This is a genomic window from Pseudobacter sp., assembly GCF_051955275.1.
Lineage (GTDB): Bacteria > Bacteroidota > Bacteroidia > Chitinophagales > Chitinophagaceae > Pseudobacter.
The window spans coordinates 1-17,258 of record NZ_JBQCGW010000113.1; the positions used below are offsets into that span (position 1 = coordinate 1).

The following is a 17,258-nucleotide window of genomic DNA, read 5'->3' on the forward strand; positions in this document are numbered from 1 at the left end:
AGGCAAAGTCGGATCACATGGCGAAGATCCTGGAACCTCAGTACAGAATCTACATAACCGGTGAGAAATGAAAACAGTCCTGATTTTGACGCTCGGCATTTGGCTGTTGGTCTGGATCATCTCCATGATCGCAGCATTGAAAAGTGCTCAGTACCGTCATGCGGTGAATGAATTGGGAGAGTTAATCGAACTCGACGAACACGAAGACGCACTGGCATGGTAGAGCAATGGGCTTTAATACTGGTAATATGTTTCGCGATCATCCTGAAGATAAAGGACCGTGGAGACCGGGGGATGGATTCGCTCAACTGATTTCATATGGCAAGCATCAAGTCCGGTGTATTCCTGCACTGGACAGTATTTGAGAATCAAAAATCAATATATGCAGGATTTAAAAAATTTCGGGCTGACAGTAAAGGATTTTGATCTTCTCATCGATGGCCTCGAAACTCTTCCTGAAAAAGGAGTAGCTGGTGAAATGATGGGCATGATGCTCGAAGGCCTCATATCCAAAGATGACCCAGTTGCTCAGGAAAAGGTTAAGCGAGACAGAGAGAGGCAACTGAAGGATAAAGAGCATGCGAGGAATATGATGCGGGAAGACATCAGAATCCTTCAAGGCAAACTGTACCAGTTGAAGCGTTTCATGCAGGAAAACAACCTACTGGAAGAGGTTAATAAAATTTTATCCGGAAACGCGTAATGTTTTTCATGAGGATTAAAGTAGGGTAAGCTCTGAGAGGTAGCAACTCGCAAGTTTAATGATGGATAAAGGCTTTGGTTAGTAGAACTCATTTCACTAGGCACAGGGCAACTACAGCCGGTATCTATCCGGGGTACCGGCACTTTTTGAGACACAACTTCTTCCGCGCACTTGCGGGAGGTTTTTCATAGATCAGGTATAGGTTTAGGGTATGCCGGGGGCGGGGTAAATGGCCCCCGGTTTTTCTCACAGTCATTTATTCATTCACAATAACAACTACGATCATGAAAGATCCAGGAGCAACACAAGGACAGCCAGGCGGCGAAGAGCTGAATGGCGCACAACCAGCAGAAACTGCAGCGCAGGAACAAACTACAGATGCAGGCGCTACCGAAGATACCGGCGGACAACCAGAACCAGGAGAGTAACGATTTCAGGCCCCGGGTGAGAGAGCGCCGGGGCAACTTTTAAGACAATACAATTTTCATATATGACTACAGTGTCGGTAAATAAAGAAGTTACAATTAAAACGGTTGAATCAGTGGATCTGCCCGCGCCCTCATATTGGAGGGACACCACAAGTTCATTCTTTCACATCAAAGAGGATGGGACGGTCATAAGTGTTATGAAGCGATTGATAGCGGTTGGCGACATCGATAGCTCTTTGCTGAAATCAAACTTAGCTCATGTGTTTGAGATCACTCGGGATGAATTTCTCTCCGAGTTGAAAAAAACACAGCGGTACATTTTATCAGAAACCGCTAATGTATAAATCAGATGGCTCTCCTTTCTCATTCCATCAATATCAACGGGCAGTATTTATCAATATATGTCGCGTATTCAATCCAGAATGACACAGTTGAATCGATCCGTAGTGTGTTCATTCAAGAGGTTGGCCGGGAGATAGATATTACTGAGGTTGCTATGAAGTGTTTTGAAACGGATTTAAACAGGATCATCGATAAAACGGATTGGAGAGAGATATACAGGTCAAAAAAAGAAAACTGTTCTATATAATGTCAGAAGTACAAAAGTTAGAAAAAAGACCACTGCCCAAGCTTGAAGAGCTCTACAACGACGTAGAGATGGTTTCAAAGCTAAATGAACTTAACCGGTTGTTGAACTGCCCTCCGAAACAAGACTGGTTAAGGGAGCATCCAATGGCGCAAGGGGTGAAATACATTCCGATTGGAATTATTGAATATCTGCTCACTTCAATTTTCGTGAAATGGAGGGTCGAAGTAAAGGCCACTCAGGTGATAGCTAACGCGGTAGTGGTAACCGTTCGCCTGGAAACACTTAGCCCCATTACATTAGAATGGGATTGGCAAGAAGGTATAGGGGCTGCCCCTATTCAAACAAAGAAAGGGGCTCCGGCGGCTGATTTCAATATGGTGCTTAATGATGCCGTCATGAAGGCTGCGCCTGCTGCCGAAAGCTATGCAATAAAAGATGCAGCAGAGAAACTGGGTAAACTATTCGGAAAGGATCTGAACCGAAAGGATGTAATTGAGTACAGTAACCTGGATAACAAGTTTCCAACTACACCTGTCAATGAAATCCCGGAAGAAATCAAGGAGGCCATATCCCAGGCAGATAAATCCGCTCTTGCCGCTATCTATACGAATAATCCTGACCTGCATGCAAATAAAGAGTTCATGCAATTGCTAACCGCAAGAAAAACCGAACTGAATGCTAATACTGTCCAACCGTCAGCAACAAATTGATGCGATTGTTTCGGCCCTGATGTCGCATGATATGCATTTATCATATTCATCTCTTTCTGCATTCAAGAGGTCTCCTGTTGAATTCATTGACTATAAGCTGGGGGTAAGGGATACTACTGACTCTATGGAATATGGAAGTATGTTGCACTGTCTGGTGTTGGAGCCAGATGATTTCAGGAATAGGTATCATACAATTGATGACCGTGAAGTTATTACGGAGATAGGTGGCGAAAAACCACGTGCGACGAAGAAGTACAAGCAGTGGTATTCTGACCAAGTAGCGGCCGTAGGGAATAAAAAGATAGTTGATACCAACGATTACATAACGGCGGAAATCACCGCTCGGAACATTCGTACAAACAGGGCGTCTCAGAAAGTTCTTGACCTCGCCTGGCTTAGGGAAAAACCTATAGAGTGGGAGTTCAAAAACTTCAAATTCAAAGGCTTCATTGATGGGGATGGTCACACTGCTATTTTCGATCTGAAGACCTGTGCAGACGCTACTCCAAATAAGTTCCAACGTGATATCATTTCACGCGGCTATTACCTACAAGCTGCAATGTACCTCTATGCAGAAGGTAAGATGAAGGATTACTACATCATTGCTGCTGACAAAAAGAATGGTGTTTCAGTTCACAAATTGGAGCCAAAGCTGATTGAGCTCGGAATGATAGAGTATGATAATATACTCAACCGCTTCAATCATTGCATCCTTACTGACGGGTTTGATCAATCATATGATTTCTGGTCAGATAGGGTAGATGGAATTTATAACGCTGAAAGACCTGGATACCTGTATTAATGAGAACTATTGAACTATATGGAACCATAAGCGATGAAGGTGTACTGACGATCACCAACCGGCCACGGCTGCAGGAGTGGTGTCGCCAGAACAAGGGTAAGAATGTGGTGGTAAAGCTGGAAAGGAAGTACAACAAAAGGAGCAGTCCGCAAAACCGATACTATCACGGGGTAGTGGTGCAAGAAATTCGGCTCGGTTTCCTGGATGTAGGCTACGAGATGAGTGCAGATGAGGTTCATTTTTTTCTGAAACAAAAGTTTAACTCCATTCAAGTGCCCGGGGTAGGAGGAGAAGTAATTGAAGTGCCGGGAAGCACTACTGAAATGACCACAGTACAATTCATGGAGTATGTAGAAAGGATTGCTCGCTGGGCCGCTGAATACCTCAACGTGACAATACCGGCTCCCAATGCTGACCTCAAAATGAATTTTTGATGCTGAACCGCGACTGTAATCATCCGTGCTGCCCGGCAGATGGCCCGTGTAAAAAGCCCCGGAAGAAACCAGTTCGTACCAAGATCAAAACCTACTCAAAGAAAAGGGAGAAGCAGAACAGGCAGTATGCGAAGATGAAAAGAGAGCGATTCCAGGAAGGTGATGCATGTGCGATAGTAGAGAAGGTGCAGGAGTTCCCCGAGATCCGCGAGCTGTTCAAAGGTTGCCAATACTTCGCCACAGACAACCATCACCAGGCCGGGAAGATCGGAGCGGAGCTGCTGGCAGAGGACGGCGTGAAGCTCTGCCGGAATTGCCACGACATAGTTGAGGTGAACCCGAAGCTGGCGAAGCAAATAGGAGTATCAAAATCACGATTAATCAACTGTTCAAAATGAAATATACACCAGAAAGAATTGAGAGCCTTCTGCCAACTGAAGTGTTTGTTTTCGGAACAAACCAGTATGGTAAACATGCCGGAGGAGCGGCGGCAATTGCTCAGGAAAAATTCGGCGCCATTGATGCAGTGCCCATCGGCTTGGCCGGTAAGACATACGGCATCATCACCACCTCGTACAGCGGTCAGGTAATGACCCTGGATTTTATCCGCGACCAGGTGAAAGTCCTTTACCAGTTCGCGACTTATCGCGAAGAACTCACCTTCTACGTTACCAAGATCGGGACCGGAATTGCCGGGTACATGATCGAAGATATTGCAAATGTCTTCCTTTCCCTCGAAAGCTCCCGTCCTTCAAACATCATTCTCCCAATTGAATTCACTCAACAATGACAAAGAAAATGACAACAGAGCCGGTTGCTGAAGTACCGGCAGTTAAGGTCACCAAGGGCTACAAAGTGACCAAGCAAGACATGACCTGCTTGAATTATCAGTATGAGATCGGCAAGCGCTTCAAGATCGATGGCCCGATCGAAATCTGCGAGACCGGATTTCACTTCTGTGAGAAGGTGGCCGATTGCTTCAATTATTACGATTTCTCTCCTGAAAATCGGGTATTTGAAATCTTGGCCTTTGGTGAGTTGGATTCTAGCGATGATAAGCATTGCTGTGGAGAGATCGAGTTTGTAAGGGAACTGACCTGGGAGGAAATGCTGGCAATTGCAAATGAAGGAAAGGGAAATACAGGTTTGAGTAACACCGGCCACAGTAACACCGGCCACTGGAACACCGGCGACAGTAACACCGGCGACAGGAACACCGGCGACAGTAACACCGGCGACAGGAACACCGGCGACAGGAACACCGGCGACAGTAACACCGGCCACAGTAACACCGGCCACTGGAACACCGGCGACAGGAACACCGGCGACAGGAACACCGGCCACTGGAACACCGGCGACAGGAACACCGGCCACAGTAACACCGGCGACAGTAACACCGGAGCTTTCTGTACTGAAACTCCTCCCTTTCTTCTTTTCGACCAACCCACCGCCTGGACGCTTCAGGACTTTGAAAAAAGCGATGCATTCAAGCTCATGATGCGCGACGTGGACACCAAGTTGTGGGTGCCAGATCACGCCATGACTGATGAAGAGAAAGCCGCGAATAAAGGCTGGGAACGCGCGGGAGGATTTTACAGGGACATCCCTTTCAAAGATGCTTTCACGAACGCATGGCACAATTGGAGCGAGCGCTACCGGAGCGCGTTCACTTCTTTACCCAATTTCAATGCGGAGAAGTTTGAGCAGATCACTGGTGTGAAGGTTGACCAACCGAAGTAATCCATTTCATAACCAAAATAGAAAAACACCGTGGGAAAGAAAACATTACCAGCCTTGCACCTCGCAGCCGCTTCTGACAACTTACGGCCAGCGCTTTGCCATATTGAGATTCTGGACGGCATTGCCACCGCAACCAACGGCAGCATTCTCGCGCGGCTTAATCTCTCCGAATACTCCACGCTTCCGGATGAAGCCATTCGTGCCCTCAACGGAAAACTGATCCACAGAGATGTATGGCAGGAAATCCAAGACGTGGATTTGATCGAAGTTAATGGTGATGTGATCCATGTTGAGAACGGAGGAGTGAAGGCTGATTACAATATTGCCTGTGAGTTTCAGTTTCCGAACTACCACTCTATTATTGAAGCAGTGGCAAAATCAACCTTTGAGAAGAAGACATTTGTCTGCTTCAATCCGAAGCATATCTCCATCGCAAACAAACTGTTCCCGGGCGAGAATCTGATCTGTAGGTTCTATGAGAACAATGATATGGTGGTCTTCTTCCCGTCAGGTGATGCGAAAGGATTTCTCGGAATCATGCCGATCAAGATCACTGACGAAGAAGCAACACTGGATTTCACTCTTTCTTAATCCGTACCCGTCTTTTAAAATTCTCTCCATGCCTGTAAGTGAAGTATTCAACGAAGATTGTATGGTCGGCATGAGCCGGTTCCCGGATAAGTTCTTTGATCTGGCTATTGTGGATCCTCCGTATGGCATAGGAGTAAACGGAATGCAGCTAGGCTCACATCCTAACCGTTCTCGCACTGATGGCTTTGGTTCTGGTCCTGCAATAAGTACTGCTGCCAGATTAAAGAAAGAAAGATATCATGGCAGGGGGGGCTTAAAAGATAGAGCCTTCAACAGTATGAACATGGAGTGGGATGTTCCTCCAACAGAAGAGTATTTTCAGGAACTATTTCGCGTCTCAAAGAATCAAATTATTTGGGGTGGAAATTACTTCTATCTACCAACAACACGTTGTGTAATCTGCTGGGACAAAATGCAACCGTGGGAAAACTTTTCTCAGTGGGAAATGGTGTGGACTTCCTTTGATAAACCTGCTTCCATTTTTCGATATAGTAATACCGGTGGTGCGAATGCAGAAAAGAAAATCCATCCAACACAAAAGCCAGTACAACTCTATCGTTGGTTGCTAAATAAATATGCAGATTCCGGCAATAAGATTCTTGACACCCATATGGGAAGCCAATCTTCCAGAATTGCATCTTATGATATGGGTTTCGATTATGTGGGCTTTGAAATCGATCAGGATTTTTTCGCCGCAGGTAGTAAACGATTCGATGGGTTTGCCAAACAACAAAAGCTGTTCGTATGAAATCACCTCTTTCCGTTGATCATAACGACATCCTCAAAGAAGAGCAGAAGACACTGAAGTGGATGAAGGAGAACTACCCCGCCAGGGTAAGGGCAGGAGGCATGCCGGCGGACGTGGCCACCCGGAAGATCGCACTGAAGGAGGCGCTGATTAAACACTTGCTGAAAACGGCACCTGTCCGTCAACTGAAATTAGGAGAATAAAAACCGTGTAGAATGAATTATATGATTGCCCCTGAATTGCTGGATAGAGAAGTGGAGTCCAAGAAACGCCGGGACCGCATTCGGTGTATCGTGTGCAATCACTTTAATGTGACTATGGAAAAGGTGCGTTCTCCGCTCCGCGTAGGAGAGTTGTTGCGTCCCAGGCAGATCATGTGTTATCTGCTCTATGCTTACGGAAAAATGACGCTGAAGAAGATCGCAGAGTATATCAGCAGGGATCACACCACGGTAATCAACTGCATCAGGAGGACGAAGGAATACATGGAAACAGAGCCGAAGTACAAAGAGATGGTAGAATTTATGATCGTAAAAATATTCATCAAAAACTAAACACTCATATGACACGATCACCTCCCTGAGCGCTGCTCACCAACTCATCCAGGGCTAATAATTATAACATAGTGAATTTTCGGGCGCCGGTCCGGACAACTGGGCCGGCTCTTTATAACCCAACCTATAGAACCATGGCAAGACCTGCAAAAAAAGGAGTAGACTATTTCCCACACCAGTGTGTGTCGGGGCAGACCTTGTTCATCATTGAAGAAACATTTGGTAATAACGGATATGCTGCATGGTTCAAATTATTGGAAGTACTGGGAACAAAAGACGGGCATTTTATTGATTGCAATATCCCCGCTGACCTGCACTTTCTGGCGTCAAAATGCAAGGTACCTGTAGTTTCTGTCACAGAAATGCTCGATCTCTTCGCCACTCTGGACGCTATCGACCGGGATTTATGGGCTCAGAAAATCATCTGGGTGCAAAACTTTGTCGATGGAATTGAGGGAGTTTATGAGAAACGGCGACAGAAACCCCCATGTAAGCCGAGTTTCTGTACCGAAAACCCCCATCCTGCGGGAATTATCGGAACAGAAAGTACACAAAGTAGAGTAAAGGAAAGTAAAGAAGAGGAAAGTAATACAGCTCCTAACGGAGCTCCGCCAAAGCCTGCCGGAAAATTGAAAGTGAATGAACCGGACCAGCGACCGCTGCAGCAGGAATACCAAACGTTGGTCACAAAGGTCTCGGAAATGACTGACGACAAAGAGCGCAAAAAACTACTGGCTGATTTCATCGTGAATAACAAACCGTTCTTCCACGAGCCTTACGTGGATCTCTGGAATCTCTCATCAATCGCCACTGGACTTGCCAAAGTAAAAATTCTTTCCAGGGGGCGGCAGAACAAGTTCAACACGCGAATCAGGGAGCCCGATTTTGATTTCATCGGCATTCTGAGTGAGATCCGCAAAAGCGCATTCCTGCAAGGGAAATCGGATAGCAAACGGCAATGGAAAGTAGACTGGGACTGGGTTTTCGAGAACGACACCAACTACGCACAAATACTCGAAGGAAAATTTAACTGATGCGAACGAAAAAGCAAAACGAACGGAAGGAGCTGGACCTCGCCAGCCTGGTGTACGGCAAAGTCCCGCCTCAGGCCCGGGACCTGGAAGAAGTTGTGCTCGGTGCCATTATGCTGGAAAAGGGGGCGTTCGACACTGTGTCGGAGATTCTGAAGCCGCACTGCTTCTACACTGAGGCTAACCAGATGATCTATGCTGCCATGCTGAGCCTGCAGCAGAAAAGCCAGCCGATCGACATACTCACGGTGGTGGAAGAACTGAAACTGCGAGGAGAACTGGAAATGGTCGGCGGACCATTCTACATCACCAGGCTGACTAACTCGGTTGTCTCAGCGGCGAACATCGAAGCACACAGCCGGATCATTCTGCAGAAATACATCAAGCGGGAAACTATCCGGATCGGCGGGGAGATGGTAAACGACGGATTTGAGGATACGCTCGATGCCTTCGACCTGCTGGATGAGGCCGAGAACAAGCTCTTTGAGATCACGAACAACCGCCTTCGCAAAGAATTTTCTTCCATCGATACTGTGCTGGTGAAAACAGTGCAGCGAATGGAACATTTACGGAGCAATACCGAGGATTTGAGCGGGGTTCCATCTGGTTACCTGTCGCTCGACCGTATCACCAACGGGTGGCAACCTTCTGACCTGATCATCCTTGCCGCCCGTCCAGCCGTTGGTAAAACCGCTTTTGCGCTCAATCTAGCCCGTAACGCAGCGATGGCATACAAGAAGACGCCTGTCGCATTTTTCAGCCTGGAAATGAGCGATACGCAGCTCGTACAGCGCATCCTGTCGGCAGAGTCTGAAATCTGGTTGGAAAAGATATCGAGGGGTAGGATGGAAGATAACGAGCATGCCAAGTTATATGCGAAAGGAGTAACTCGGCTGGCGCAGGCGCCGATCTTCATCGATGACACCCCGGCCCTGAATGTATTCGAGCTGAGGGCAAAGGCCCGCAGGCTGAAGAACAAACACAGCATCGGGATGATCATTATTGACTACCTGCAACTGATGAGCGGATCTGGACAAAAAGGGCAAAACCGTGAGCAGGAGATAAGCACTATCTCCCGCAACTTGAAAACTCTGGCGAAAGAACTGATGATCCCAATCATCGCTTTATCTCAACTGAGCCGGGCAGTAGAGAATCGACAGGAGAAACAACCGCAGCTTTCCGACCTCCGGGAATCTGGCGCTATCGAGCAGGATGCAGACATGGTGATGTTCCTCTACCGGCCGGAGTACTACGATATCAAAAGCGACGCCCAGGGCGAAAGTACTAAAGGTCTCACAGAGGTGAAAATAGCCAAGAACCGTCACGGAGCATTGGACACAGTTCAATTCAAGGCACTCCTACACATCCAGAAGTTCGTTGAATGGGATGGCCCTTTACCTGCTTCGGATCAAAGTACACAGCAGGGCGGTGGCTGGCGGCCAGTACAATCAGGATCAGGAAATGAAGAATACAATTTTTAGGCTATGACCGAGATACTGAACATAGAGTACCACACAGTACGGCTGATGGTGAAAGCGCTGAACTCAAGTAAAACAAAGGTTGCGGCCGCTGAGAAGCTGGGGATATCAGATCGAACTCTTTATAACCTGATGGAGAATTACAATATTCATCGAGAAGGCGGTGTGAATAAATCACCCAAACGGGAATTTGTTACTGTAAAACTACTGATTACACCATGACACCGAAAAGAATACAGCGCAAGCGTACAGCCGGGTGGAAAATGCCCGAGAACACGATTTACGTCGGAAGGCCTACCAAGTGGGGCAATCCTTACAAGATCAACGAAAAGGTGGATAGGGCTAACGCCGTTGCACTCTTCAAGGAATACATCGAACAGTATGTACCCAAAGAAGAACTTGAAGAATTGAAAGGCAAGAACCTGGCCTGCTGGTGTAAAGAGGGAAGCCCCTGCCATGCAGATGTATTACTCGAACTCGCAAATAAAACCTCATTACTCAACACAGAAAATAAGTAACACAACATGCAAGCAACAGAAGCATTCCCTCTTTCATGGCCTGTTGGATATCCAAGAACAAAGCACCCAAAAGGGTCGCTTTTCAATACATCCTTTGCCGCTGCACGAGATTCCGTTTTGCATGAGGTAAGGTTGTTGGGCGGAAAGAATGTGATCATCTCTTCTAATGTTCCACTGAAACGTGACGGATACCCTTATGCAACTTTCGGAAGACTGGATGATCACGGGGTTGCGTTGTATTTCACCTACGAAGGTGAGCAAGTTGTTTTCGCATGTGATAAGTGGAGTAGGGCAGAAGACAACCTACAAGCAATCAGGAAGGCGGTAGAGGCTATTCGTGGGCTTGACCGTTGGGGTGTATCAGAGATGTTGAAACGAGCTTTCACAGGCTTCAAAGCATTGCCTCAGGAAAAGAAATCATCTTCAGAATGGTGGGAAGTGTTGGATGTGGATCGATTCGCGTCAGCAGACCAGGTAAAAGCGGCTTACAGGAGTCTGGCGAAATCCAATCACCCAGACAGTGGAGGTAGCGCCGCGGCATTCAGAGCCATTCATGAAGCTTATGAAAAAGGGATGGCTCAGTTTGGGTAGGCCTCCCTCTATTACGCAATCATCAATAAGCAAAACGATATGAGTAAAACAACGGCCGCAACAGTAAAGGTAATGCTGAGCCATAACTACTGCCACTTTGAAGTGAGCAAACAGATTGAAGGGGATGATATTTCGCAGCAGGACATAGACGCTGCTCGTAAAGACTGTCAGCGACTGGCTGACCGCGCAGTGGAGCAATACAAAAGGGCAAAGGATTATGAAGCGAAGCGTACCTACAATAACAACGAGCGGTTAAACATGGAGCGTGAGGTTGCATTGATCAGGCAGAAACCCGAAGAACAGTGGACGGTATTCGATAAGGCAAAAGTAAAGGCTTTGGAGGATTACCGTTATGAGAGCCTGTACAATTACGAGGATGACCCTCATGATCCGCCGTTCTAAATTCTTTCATCCCCGAACGCTATAGCACAGGTAGCGATGTGCCGGGGCCTACTAAGTAACCTCGATCATATTCCCGGTATCAGGATAATGATCGAAAAAACAAATAACTCATCATGAGCGCACTTACGCCAAAAACATTCACCAGCCAGGTAAAGACCATAAACACCTTTGGTCAGGGATTGAGCAATGATATTATAAAGAACGAGCCAATGTTCTTCAATTCTGGATTTGACTTCGCGATGGAGAAGGGCGGAGATATTACCCGCGCGTTCCTGAATGCATTGCCGTTGGATTGGAAGCGAAGCGGGATGGTGTTCGATTCCCGTGTGCATATGCTCATGCCCGGGTGGTATCCAGCTATTCCGGGTTGGCACCATGATGATGTACCGCGTGTAGGCGATGGGCAGCCAGACTACGAGAAACCTGCATACCGAAGTGAACATATCCTCGGACTGGTGAACGCAGCTGTATGCCCAACACATTTTGCGGTTGGTATCTGCACAATGCCAGCAGTACGGGATGGAGAGGTGATCTATAAGTACTGGGACAAAGAGGTTAGTAAATTAATAGCAGATGAAAGAATGTACATCGAGGTTTCTAAGGATCGAACAATGTACTATTTCGATTGCGATACCTTCCATACCGGGACAAAAGCAGTAGCCAATGGTTGGCGCTGGTTTGGTCGCGTAAGCAGGTACACCGACCGGGTAAAATCAATTACAAACGAAATCAGGGTTAACGCACAGGTGTATCTCGAATTTCCTACACAGGGCTGGTAAGTAACCCCTCCTACTAAAGTAAGCAGACAATGAACAAAATAACAGTATTCATTTTGAGTTGCGAAGATACCGACATGGGAAAGGTATACTTCAAGGATTTGAAGGCGGTTACTGATTACATCAATGCTGATGCTGAATACAACCTCCATGAGGGACAGATTTTCTCTTATCAGATTGAAGCTACCGCAATGACACAAGAAGAATTTGATAACCTCCCAGAATACGAACCATGAAACAAGCCATATTAACCTTTGAGAAATGCCGGGTATTGCTGGTTGAACTGCCAAAGGGTGCATACGGAGTAGGACAACAGCATATCTACCACGGGGAAAACCCAATCACTTATCACATGGAAGGAGAAGGCGATAAGAATTATGGTTTCTATTTCCCAGGTTTCGTACATCTGATCGGCAAGCTATCAGAACTCACAGAAGAGCAAGCCCGCGAGATTGTGGACAGTTGGAAACGGTATTTCCCAGAGACGCACTCCGTATACAGGAATTACGAATACCCCATCGAATACGATCATGTTAAAGGAATGGAACAGCGCTGGAGTCTCCCATTTGGGAAATCGGTGGAATCCTTCCTCTCTAAGCTAAGAGCAGACGGATACCACACAGAGAACCCCGCGGGCACATATGAAGAGTGCTGCCCGTCGCTGGATGTGAACAGCCATGCTTACGAGAGATCTCAATTTGACCTTGGGGATTCTCTCACCTTCTCGCCCGACAAAACCTGGGTATTCACAGTAAAACAATAAACCATGCAACAATACAAACTCGGAGACTTAGTTTCTCATCCAACAGATTTAGCGCCATTTAAAGTTGTGGGCATTCGAGAAAATGAACTGGAAATTGAAGGCGACTTTTCTGGAGGCACACATAATGTCTGCCAAATAGGGTGGGTGCCAATCGAAGATATATCCCCATACTATGGGGTTAATGAGCCTCAGAGCGAAGGAGGGTTACAGTGGGTGAAGGCAAGTGCCAATAATCTTCCTGCTCCTCACAAAGTGGTCCCTTGTAAATATACACCAGATAGTCCTGATCCACGAAAGGACACAGAGTTGCACTGGGGATTCGTATGCAATGATGGAACATGGAGTAGAGGCTGGCGACATGATCAAGTTGAATGGCTCGATGAAAGCTCTCCCTCTACAGCAAATACAGAAGAGCGTTACCCCGGAGAAAAAGACAATGACCTGAAAGACCTAATTATCCATGGGATCGAAGAGGGGGCCGCTCAGTGGGAAAATAGAGCGAGGGATGCCGAAGAAAGGATTCGATTGCTGGCGGGGAGGTTATTGGAAATGCGTGACGAGATGGTCAAGGGCGATCTCCAAGGAGCATACCACATTCTATATTCAATTGCCAACCCAATGTTTGACAGTTTAAAGCCATGGTCTGAACTTGAAAAGCTGGCAGCAAATACAGAGGAAGGAGCAGCTTATGCAGAAAAGTTCCATTATTGGATGAGGGGCAACTTCGCTGAAAATATAACTGGTGACATGTTTTATCGCCGTGGAGAACACGATGAAACAGTCTGGTTTACGTTCTCCCAGGTCTACGAATTATTCCTCACTGAGACTAAACAATAATAACTATGAGTACCGAAAAGAAAGTAATAATGTACGACAGTGAAGAGGCTGCAAAACAGGTTACTGTAACCGGATGGGTTAGTTCTGATGGACGGTTTTTTGGCAAAGACGAACATGCCGCCAGGTATGCGGGGTGTACTCACGGTACATGTGAGTGTGGAAATCCGACTGAGAAAGGCTGGCTTAAATGTGAAAGTTGTCGTCATAAGGCATCGGCCGAAAGATACCAAAAGCTGGAGTTTCAAGAGTGGGACGGCATAACGCCCCTCTGCATCTATGGCGACGATCAATACTTCTTTAACGAAGATGAGCTAGAAGACTTCCTGTATGAAAGAGAAATGAATGGCACTGATATCTGCCTTGTTCTGTGTGTACCCGTCAGATATGGAGAGGTCAGATATGAATGTTTTGCAGACGATACGCACGAAGACTGGGAGCCAACACCGGAGCTAACTCAAAAGCTGAATGAATTCAATCAGTACCTGCGCTCCCTTCCGTGTCACTCATGGACGGCTGGTAAAATCAGAACCTCATACGAGTACACATATGTACCTGAATAAATCAAACATCAACCATAAGAGCAATGAATCAGAAACAGAACAAGTGCAATATATGGGCGAATGGATTTGATATGAAAATGCTGAACCGCCGAACAATTGTTCGACAAGATGGCGAAACATGGATTATCTGTTTTAGGAGGCTTCATGATTCCATATTAGAGCCGCAATTCAAAGATCGTTATTCCCATAGTTTTGATCGGCTCGGAAGAACAATTACAGAAGCTACTGTGAGAATAACTGATGAAGCGTTTAGAGGGCTGACTGAAGCATCAACATATTTTCTACAACTTAAAGAAAACGCTCAATGAGCATACAAGAAAGCAATAAGCTGATAGCGGAATTCATGGGCATTGATTCACAAAAACATCCGCAACTGGGGGAAATATATATTTCACCGGTAGACGGGGTGTCACAATGCTTCTATCTAATGTATGACACATCGTGGAGTTGGCTCATGCCTGTGATCGAAAAGATTGAAGAGTATGCTAATGTGACTATTAAAGTTGGCATTTGTACAATATCTCGAAAATTTATGGATGAAAGAGCATTCGCTAAAGAAACGGGAATAGATCAGTCTGATGTACCATTAATTTCTGAATATAATGAGTACGGATTCATTGGGAACGTTTATCATGCTGTTGTGGATTTTATTCGATTCTACAACTCCCAACCATCAAACACTAAATAAAATCATATGCAAGCAAATTTCAAAAACGAGTTGGGGCAAGTCTATACCCTTGGTACAGTGTCACTTAATTGGATTGATAGCAAAGATGTTTTTGACCCATTCCAAGAGGATAGCGATTATAATTCAGATATCATTTTCAAGGCAAGCGGAGCCGAAAAGCTTAACCTTTTGGCAGGAGAAATAGAACACAATCTCAATATATCGTCCCTACCAAGAGAAGATATTAAGATAAAGATTGCCGGGTTTTGCGCCTTTTTAAAAAGGAGCGATTCCGTTGTGCTAACTATCAATTGACCCCATCAAACACTACACCATGAGTGATATAAACAAGTTTGTAGGCGCTCGGCTTTTGGAGATTCGGGAATTACAGGGCTTTACGCAAGAGGACTTGGCCGAAATACTTGGATGTACTCGCCAAAACTATATACGACTGGAAAAAGGGAAGGGTAATATTAGCGTGACCCAGTTGTTTATTCTATGCACTACATTCGAGATGTCCCCAGCTAAATTGTTGCCTCCCATTCCAAAACTGAAAAAGGAATTCAACGAGATTAGAAAAGCAGCCATTAAGACGGCTATCAATAATAACTACAACACAAATTCACAGGAGGAAGATAATGAACAACAGTAAAGACTCTAAACCAATTAAGGTGGTTTTCGATCCTGAAGGATACGTTGAAGCCGCCGGAGACCCGAAGTGCTTCAAAGCAAAGGACATGAAACAATACGACAAGCCCGGTTACGTGATCAAAACAATGACATTCAAAGAATACCAAGATGCCAAATACAAATGGATCTGGGATAAAACGCAAAGCCATGACCAATACTAAATTACTCATAGATGCTCTGCAAAAGATAGTGGATATGAACAGACAAGAGGCGATTGATAAATGGGGAGATGCAGATAAAGCGGAGTTGTTCAGTTGCTACAAAGTTGCCGCCGCCGCTCTCGCCTCCTATGCAGAGCAAGCCCCGCCAGCAAAAGGCCCATGGCATATCAGAGAGGAAGAAAGCCGGTGCCATCCCGAAAGTGGCGATATGTCTGTGGATGTGAAATCAACCATTACAGACGGGAAGGCAGAATTGATCACATATGATGACGGGGATTTGCAACCCATTGTAGACGCCCTGAATGCCTCTGAATGCAAGTTCAGGGCAGATGATGCTGCCCGGCTTGAGTTGTTCAATCTTTCACATGAGGTTGCAGAACTACGCCGCTGGAAGAAAGAAGCCATGGAAGTATACCTTCCCATTCATGAATATGCAGAAGGCCATCCGAGTATTAAACTGGGCGCCTCAATAGTTGCCTTCGTGGTAGACCGGGCAATCCAGTATGATAAAACGCAGAACCAGGTAACCGGCAAGAGCGCGGGGGTGTCTGCTGAATTGATTGCAGCAATTAAAGAACTGATGGAAAAACTTCCATCCGGCAATGGTTCCCAGTATTACTATGCAATTGCTGAATTGGAAACCTGCCGTGAATTGGTTGCAAAATACGAATCCGGAGAAGCAGGTAAGCAACCAGAACAGGTCGAATTACTCTGTATGGTCTGCGGAAAATCCTTCATGGGGGAATTGCCACAGATGTGTTGTAGCGGTCAGGACTGTGGCTGTATGGGAATGCCTGTTGATCCTGTTGTTTGTTCAAAGGAATGTTACAATAATCTTCCACATAACATAAGCAAGCGGCAGAAAGAAAGTAAGCTACCAGAACAGCAGCCAGCGGAACCGTGGATCAGCATCGACAAGCATAAGCCAGCGTTTGGGCAGCTTTGTGATATCTGGATAAAGGCACACAAGAATGAGCCAGCACACCGGCGAACCGATTATCAGTTTGTTTCGGAGGTAGGAGTTAATGAAGAACCCGCCTTTCAGCCTCCCCAAATGAAGGAAGCGGGCCTGTATGAGATGGCGTTCTACTTAAGTGAAAATCTCGTAACTCACTGGATGCCTCGGCCATCCGCGCCCGGCTCCGTCCAGAGTGACGTATCAGGGGAGCAGAAAGGAGGTAGCCAGTGAGCCAGCTTGCTCTTTTTGCGGAACCAGCGAAGCCGCCTGAAAGCCGTTACTGGATCGAGAAGCTTGCGCCGATGCTGAAGGAGAAGGGTTTCGACGGATCCGCAAAGAAGGCGTGGAAGATTCTTCGGAAGACAGAATTCCCCGGATTATTCATGGCCATGTATCTCGCACAAAAGGAATGGATCATAAAAGAAATCAATCAATGAGCGACCTCCTGCTCTGCATAAAATGTAAAAAAGGCTTGACCACCCGAAGGGAGGACGGACAACCGGTGTGCGGCCTGTGTAAAACAAAAC

General features: G+C 46.3%; 31 protein-coding genes. All 31 read left to right on the top strand.

The window, feature by feature from the left end:
* Nucleotides 1–67 precede the first annotated feature (67 nt).
* A complete protein-coding gene (locus tag ACTHMC_RS09700) occupies nucleotides 68–223 on the top strand; it encodes a hypothetical protein (RefSeq protein ID WP_440412905.1) in 156 nt (51 codons plus the stop codon).
* A 159-nt stretch (nucleotides 224–382) separates the two neighbouring features.
* A complete protein-coding gene (locus tag ACTHMC_RS09705; RefSeq protein ID WP_440412907.1) occupies nucleotides 383–703 on the top strand; it encodes a hypothetical protein in 321 nt (106 codons plus the stop codon).
* 284 nt (nucleotides 704–987) lie between these two features.
* Nucleotides 988–1,131: a hypothetical protein gene (locus tag ACTHMC_RS09710; protein ID WP_440412909.1), complete on the top strand. Its 144-nt coding sequence runs from the start codon at nucleotides 988–990 to the stop codon at nucleotides 1,129–1,131.
* A gap of 588 nt (nucleotides 1,132–1,719) precedes the next feature.
* Complete coding sequence (locus tag ACTHMC_RS09715; RefSeq protein WP_440412911.1) at nucleotides 1,720–2,430, top strand: hypothetical protein; 711 nt, start codon at nucleotides 1,720–1,722, stop codon at nucleotides 2,428–2,430.
* The gene (locus ACTHMC_RS09720) at nucleotides 2,396–3,232 is read left to right on the top strand and encodes a PD-(D/E)XK nuclease-like domain-containing protein (RefSeq protein WP_440412912.1); all 837 of its coding nucleotides are present in this window, start codon (nucleotides 2,396–2,398) and stop codon (nucleotides 3,230–3,232) included. Before ACTHMC_RS09715 ends, ACTHMC_RS09720 begins: the two co-directional genes overlap by 35 nt.
* Nucleotides 3,232–3,666, top strand: coding sequence for a hypothetical protein (locus tag ACTHMC_RS09725; protein WP_440412914.1), 435 nt, complete (start codon nucleotides 3,232–3,234; stop codon nucleotides 3,664–3,666). Before ACTHMC_RS09720 ends, ACTHMC_RS09725 begins: the two co-directional genes overlap by 1 nt.
* Nucleotides 3,666–4,064, top strand: coding sequence for a hypothetical protein (locus tag ACTHMC_RS09730; RefSeq protein WP_440412915.1), 399 nt, complete (start codon nucleotides 3,666–3,668; stop codon nucleotides 4,062–4,064). Before ACTHMC_RS09725 ends, ACTHMC_RS09730 begins: the two co-directional genes overlap by 1 nt.
* Nucleotides 4,061–4,456, top strand: coding sequence for an A1S_2505 family phage non-structural protein (locus ACTHMC_RS09735; RefSeq protein ID WP_440412917.1), 396 nt, complete (start codon nucleotides 4,061–4,063; stop codon nucleotides 4,454–4,456). Before ACTHMC_RS09730 ends, ACTHMC_RS09735 begins: the two co-directional genes overlap by 4 nt.
* Nucleotides 4,453–5,406, top strand: coding sequence for a DUF7666 domain-containing protein (locus ACTHMC_RS09740; RefSeq protein WP_440412918.1), 954 nt, complete (start codon nucleotides 4,453–4,455; stop codon nucleotides 5,404–5,406). Before ACTHMC_RS09735 ends, ACTHMC_RS09740 begins: the two co-directional genes overlap by 4 nt.
* A 30-nt stretch (nucleotides 5,407–5,436) precedes the next feature.
* A complete protein-coding gene (locus ACTHMC_RS09745) occupies nucleotides 5,437–5,997 on the top strand; it encodes a hypothetical protein (protein ID WP_440412919.1) in 561 nt (186 codons plus the stop codon).
* Nucleotides 5,998–6,025: 28 nt separating this feature from the next.
* Nucleotides 6,026–6,745 carry a DNA methyltransferase gene (locus ACTHMC_RS09750; protein ID WP_440412921.1) on the top strand — a complete coding sequence of 240 codons (720 nt, stop codon included), beginning with the start codon at nucleotides 6,026–6,028 and terminating at the stop codon, nucleotides 6,743–6,745.
* Complete coding sequence (locus ACTHMC_RS09755) at nucleotides 6,742–6,948, top strand: hypothetical protein (RefSeq protein ID WP_440412922.1); 207 nt, start codon at nucleotides 6,742–6,744, stop codon at nucleotides 6,946–6,948. The genes ACTHMC_RS09750 and ACTHMC_RS09755 overlap by 4 nt, the downstream gene beginning before the upstream one ends.
* Before the next feature lie 12 nt (nucleotides 6,949–6,960).
* Nucleotides 6,961–7,299 carry a helix-turn-helix domain-containing protein gene (locus ACTHMC_RS09760; RefSeq protein ID WP_440412923.1) on the top strand — a complete coding sequence of 113 codons (339 nt, stop codon included), beginning with the start codon at nucleotides 6,961–6,963 and terminating at the stop codon, nucleotides 7,297–7,299.
* 134 nt (nucleotides 7,300–7,433) lie between these two features.
* A complete protein-coding gene (locus ACTHMC_RS09765; RefSeq protein ID WP_440412924.1) occupies nucleotides 7,434–8,333 on the top strand; it encodes a Lin1244/Lin1753 domain-containing protein in 900 nt (299 codons plus the stop codon).
* Nucleotides 8,333–9,811 carry a replicative DNA helicase gene (gene dnaB, locus ACTHMC_RS09770; protein WP_440412925.1) on the top strand — a complete coding sequence of 493 codons (1,479 nt, stop codon included), beginning with the start codon at nucleotides 8,333–8,335 and terminating at the stop codon, nucleotides 9,809–9,811. Before ACTHMC_RS09765 ends, dnaB begins: the two co-directional genes overlap by 1 nt.
* 3 nt (nucleotides 9,812–9,814) lie before the next feature.
* The gene (locus tag ACTHMC_RS09775) at nucleotides 9,815–10,030 is read left to right on the top strand and encodes a helix-turn-helix domain-containing protein (RefSeq protein WP_440412926.1); all 216 of its coding nucleotides are present in this window, start codon (nucleotides 9,815–9,817) and stop codon (nucleotides 10,028–10,030) included.
* On the top strand, nucleotides 10,027–10,326 hold the full coding sequence (locus ACTHMC_RS09780; RefSeq protein WP_440412927.1) for a DUF4326 domain-containing protein: 300 nt from the start codon (nucleotides 10,027–10,029) through the stop codon (nucleotides 10,324–10,326). The genes ACTHMC_RS09775 and ACTHMC_RS09780 overlap by 4 nt, the downstream gene beginning before the upstream one ends.
* Before the next feature lie 6 nt (nucleotides 10,327–10,332).
* Nucleotides 10,333–10,917: a J domain-containing protein gene (locus ACTHMC_RS09785; protein ID WP_440412928.1), complete on the top strand. Its 585-nt coding sequence runs from the start codon at nucleotides 10,333–10,335 to the stop codon at nucleotides 10,915–10,917.
* Nucleotides 10,918–10,956: 39 nt separating this feature from the next.
* Entirely contained in the window at nucleotides 10,957–11,319 is a 363-nt protein-coding gene (locus ACTHMC_RS09790; RefSeq protein WP_440412929.1) for a hypothetical protein, read from the top strand.
* A gap of 113 nt (nucleotides 11,320–11,432) precedes the next feature.
* Complete coding sequence (locus ACTHMC_RS09795; protein ID WP_440412930.1) at nucleotides 11,433–12,098, top strand: hypothetical protein; 666 nt, start codon at nucleotides 11,433–11,435, stop codon at nucleotides 12,096–12,098.
* 29 nt (nucleotides 12,099–12,127) lie between these two features.
* Complete coding sequence (locus ACTHMC_RS09800; protein ID WP_440412931.1) at nucleotides 12,128–12,331, top strand: hypothetical protein; 204 nt, start codon at nucleotides 12,128–12,130, stop codon at nucleotides 12,329–12,331.
* The gene (locus tag ACTHMC_RS09805; protein WP_440412932.1) at nucleotides 12,328–12,858 is read left to right on the top strand and encodes a hypothetical protein; all 531 of its coding nucleotides are present in this window, start codon (nucleotides 12,328–12,330) and stop codon (nucleotides 12,856–12,858) included. Before ACTHMC_RS09800 ends, ACTHMC_RS09805 begins: the two co-directional genes overlap by 4 nt.
* 3 nt (nucleotides 12,859–12,861) lie before the next feature.
* On the top strand, nucleotides 12,862–13,695 hold the full coding sequence (locus tag ACTHMC_RS09810; RefSeq protein ID WP_440412933.1) for a hypothetical protein: 834 nt from the start codon (nucleotides 12,862–12,864) through the stop codon (nucleotides 13,693–13,695).
* A gap of 5 nt (nucleotides 13,696–13,700) precedes the next feature.
* Nucleotides 13,701–14,255: a hypothetical protein gene (locus tag ACTHMC_RS09815; RefSeq protein ID WP_440412934.1), complete on the top strand. Its 555-nt coding sequence runs from the start codon at nucleotides 13,701–13,703 to the stop codon at nucleotides 14,253–14,255.
* Nucleotides 14,256–14,278: 23 nt separating this feature from the next.
* Nucleotides 14,279–14,563 carry a hypothetical protein gene (locus ACTHMC_RS09820; protein WP_440412935.1) on the top strand — a complete coding sequence of 95 codons (285 nt, stop codon included), beginning with the start codon at nucleotides 14,279–14,281 and terminating at the stop codon, nucleotides 14,561–14,563.
* Nucleotides 14,560–14,943: a hypothetical protein gene (locus ACTHMC_RS09825; protein ID WP_440412936.1), complete on the top strand. Its 384-nt coding sequence runs from the start codon at nucleotides 14,560–14,562 to the stop codon at nucleotides 14,941–14,943. Before ACTHMC_RS09820 ends, ACTHMC_RS09825 begins: the two co-directional genes overlap by 4 nt.
* A gap of 6 nt (nucleotides 14,944–14,949) precedes the next feature.
* Nucleotides 14,950–15,237 carry a hypothetical protein gene (locus ACTHMC_RS09830; RefSeq protein WP_440412937.1) on the top strand — a complete coding sequence of 96 codons (288 nt, stop codon included), beginning with the start codon at nucleotides 14,950–14,952 and terminating at the stop codon, nucleotides 15,235–15,237.
* Nucleotides 15,238–15,256: 19 nt separating this feature from the next.
* On the top strand, nucleotides 15,257–15,574 hold the full coding sequence (locus tag ACTHMC_RS09835; RefSeq protein ID WP_440412938.1) for a helix-turn-helix domain-containing protein: 318 nt from the start codon (nucleotides 15,257–15,259) through the stop codon (nucleotides 15,572–15,574).
* Nucleotides 15,561–15,773, top strand: a complete 213-nt coding sequence (locus ACTHMC_RS09840; protein WP_440412939.1) for a hypothetical protein — start codon at nucleotides 15,561–15,563, stop codon at nucleotides 15,771–15,773. The genes ACTHMC_RS09835 and ACTHMC_RS09840 overlap by 14 nt, the downstream gene beginning before the upstream one ends.
* A complete protein-coding gene (locus tag ACTHMC_RS09845) occupies nucleotides 15,760–16,962 on the top strand; it encodes a hypothetical protein (RefSeq protein WP_440412940.1) in 1,203 nt (400 codons plus the stop codon). The genes ACTHMC_RS09840 and ACTHMC_RS09845 overlap by 14 nt, the downstream gene beginning before the upstream one ends.
* Complete coding sequence (locus tag ACTHMC_RS09850) at nucleotides 16,959–17,168, top strand: hypothetical protein (RefSeq protein WP_440412941.1); 210 nt, start codon at nucleotides 16,959–16,961, stop codon at nucleotides 17,166–17,168. The genes ACTHMC_RS09845 and ACTHMC_RS09850 overlap by 4 nt, the downstream gene beginning before the upstream one ends.
* Nucleotides 17,169–17,258 lie beyond the last annotated feature (90 nt).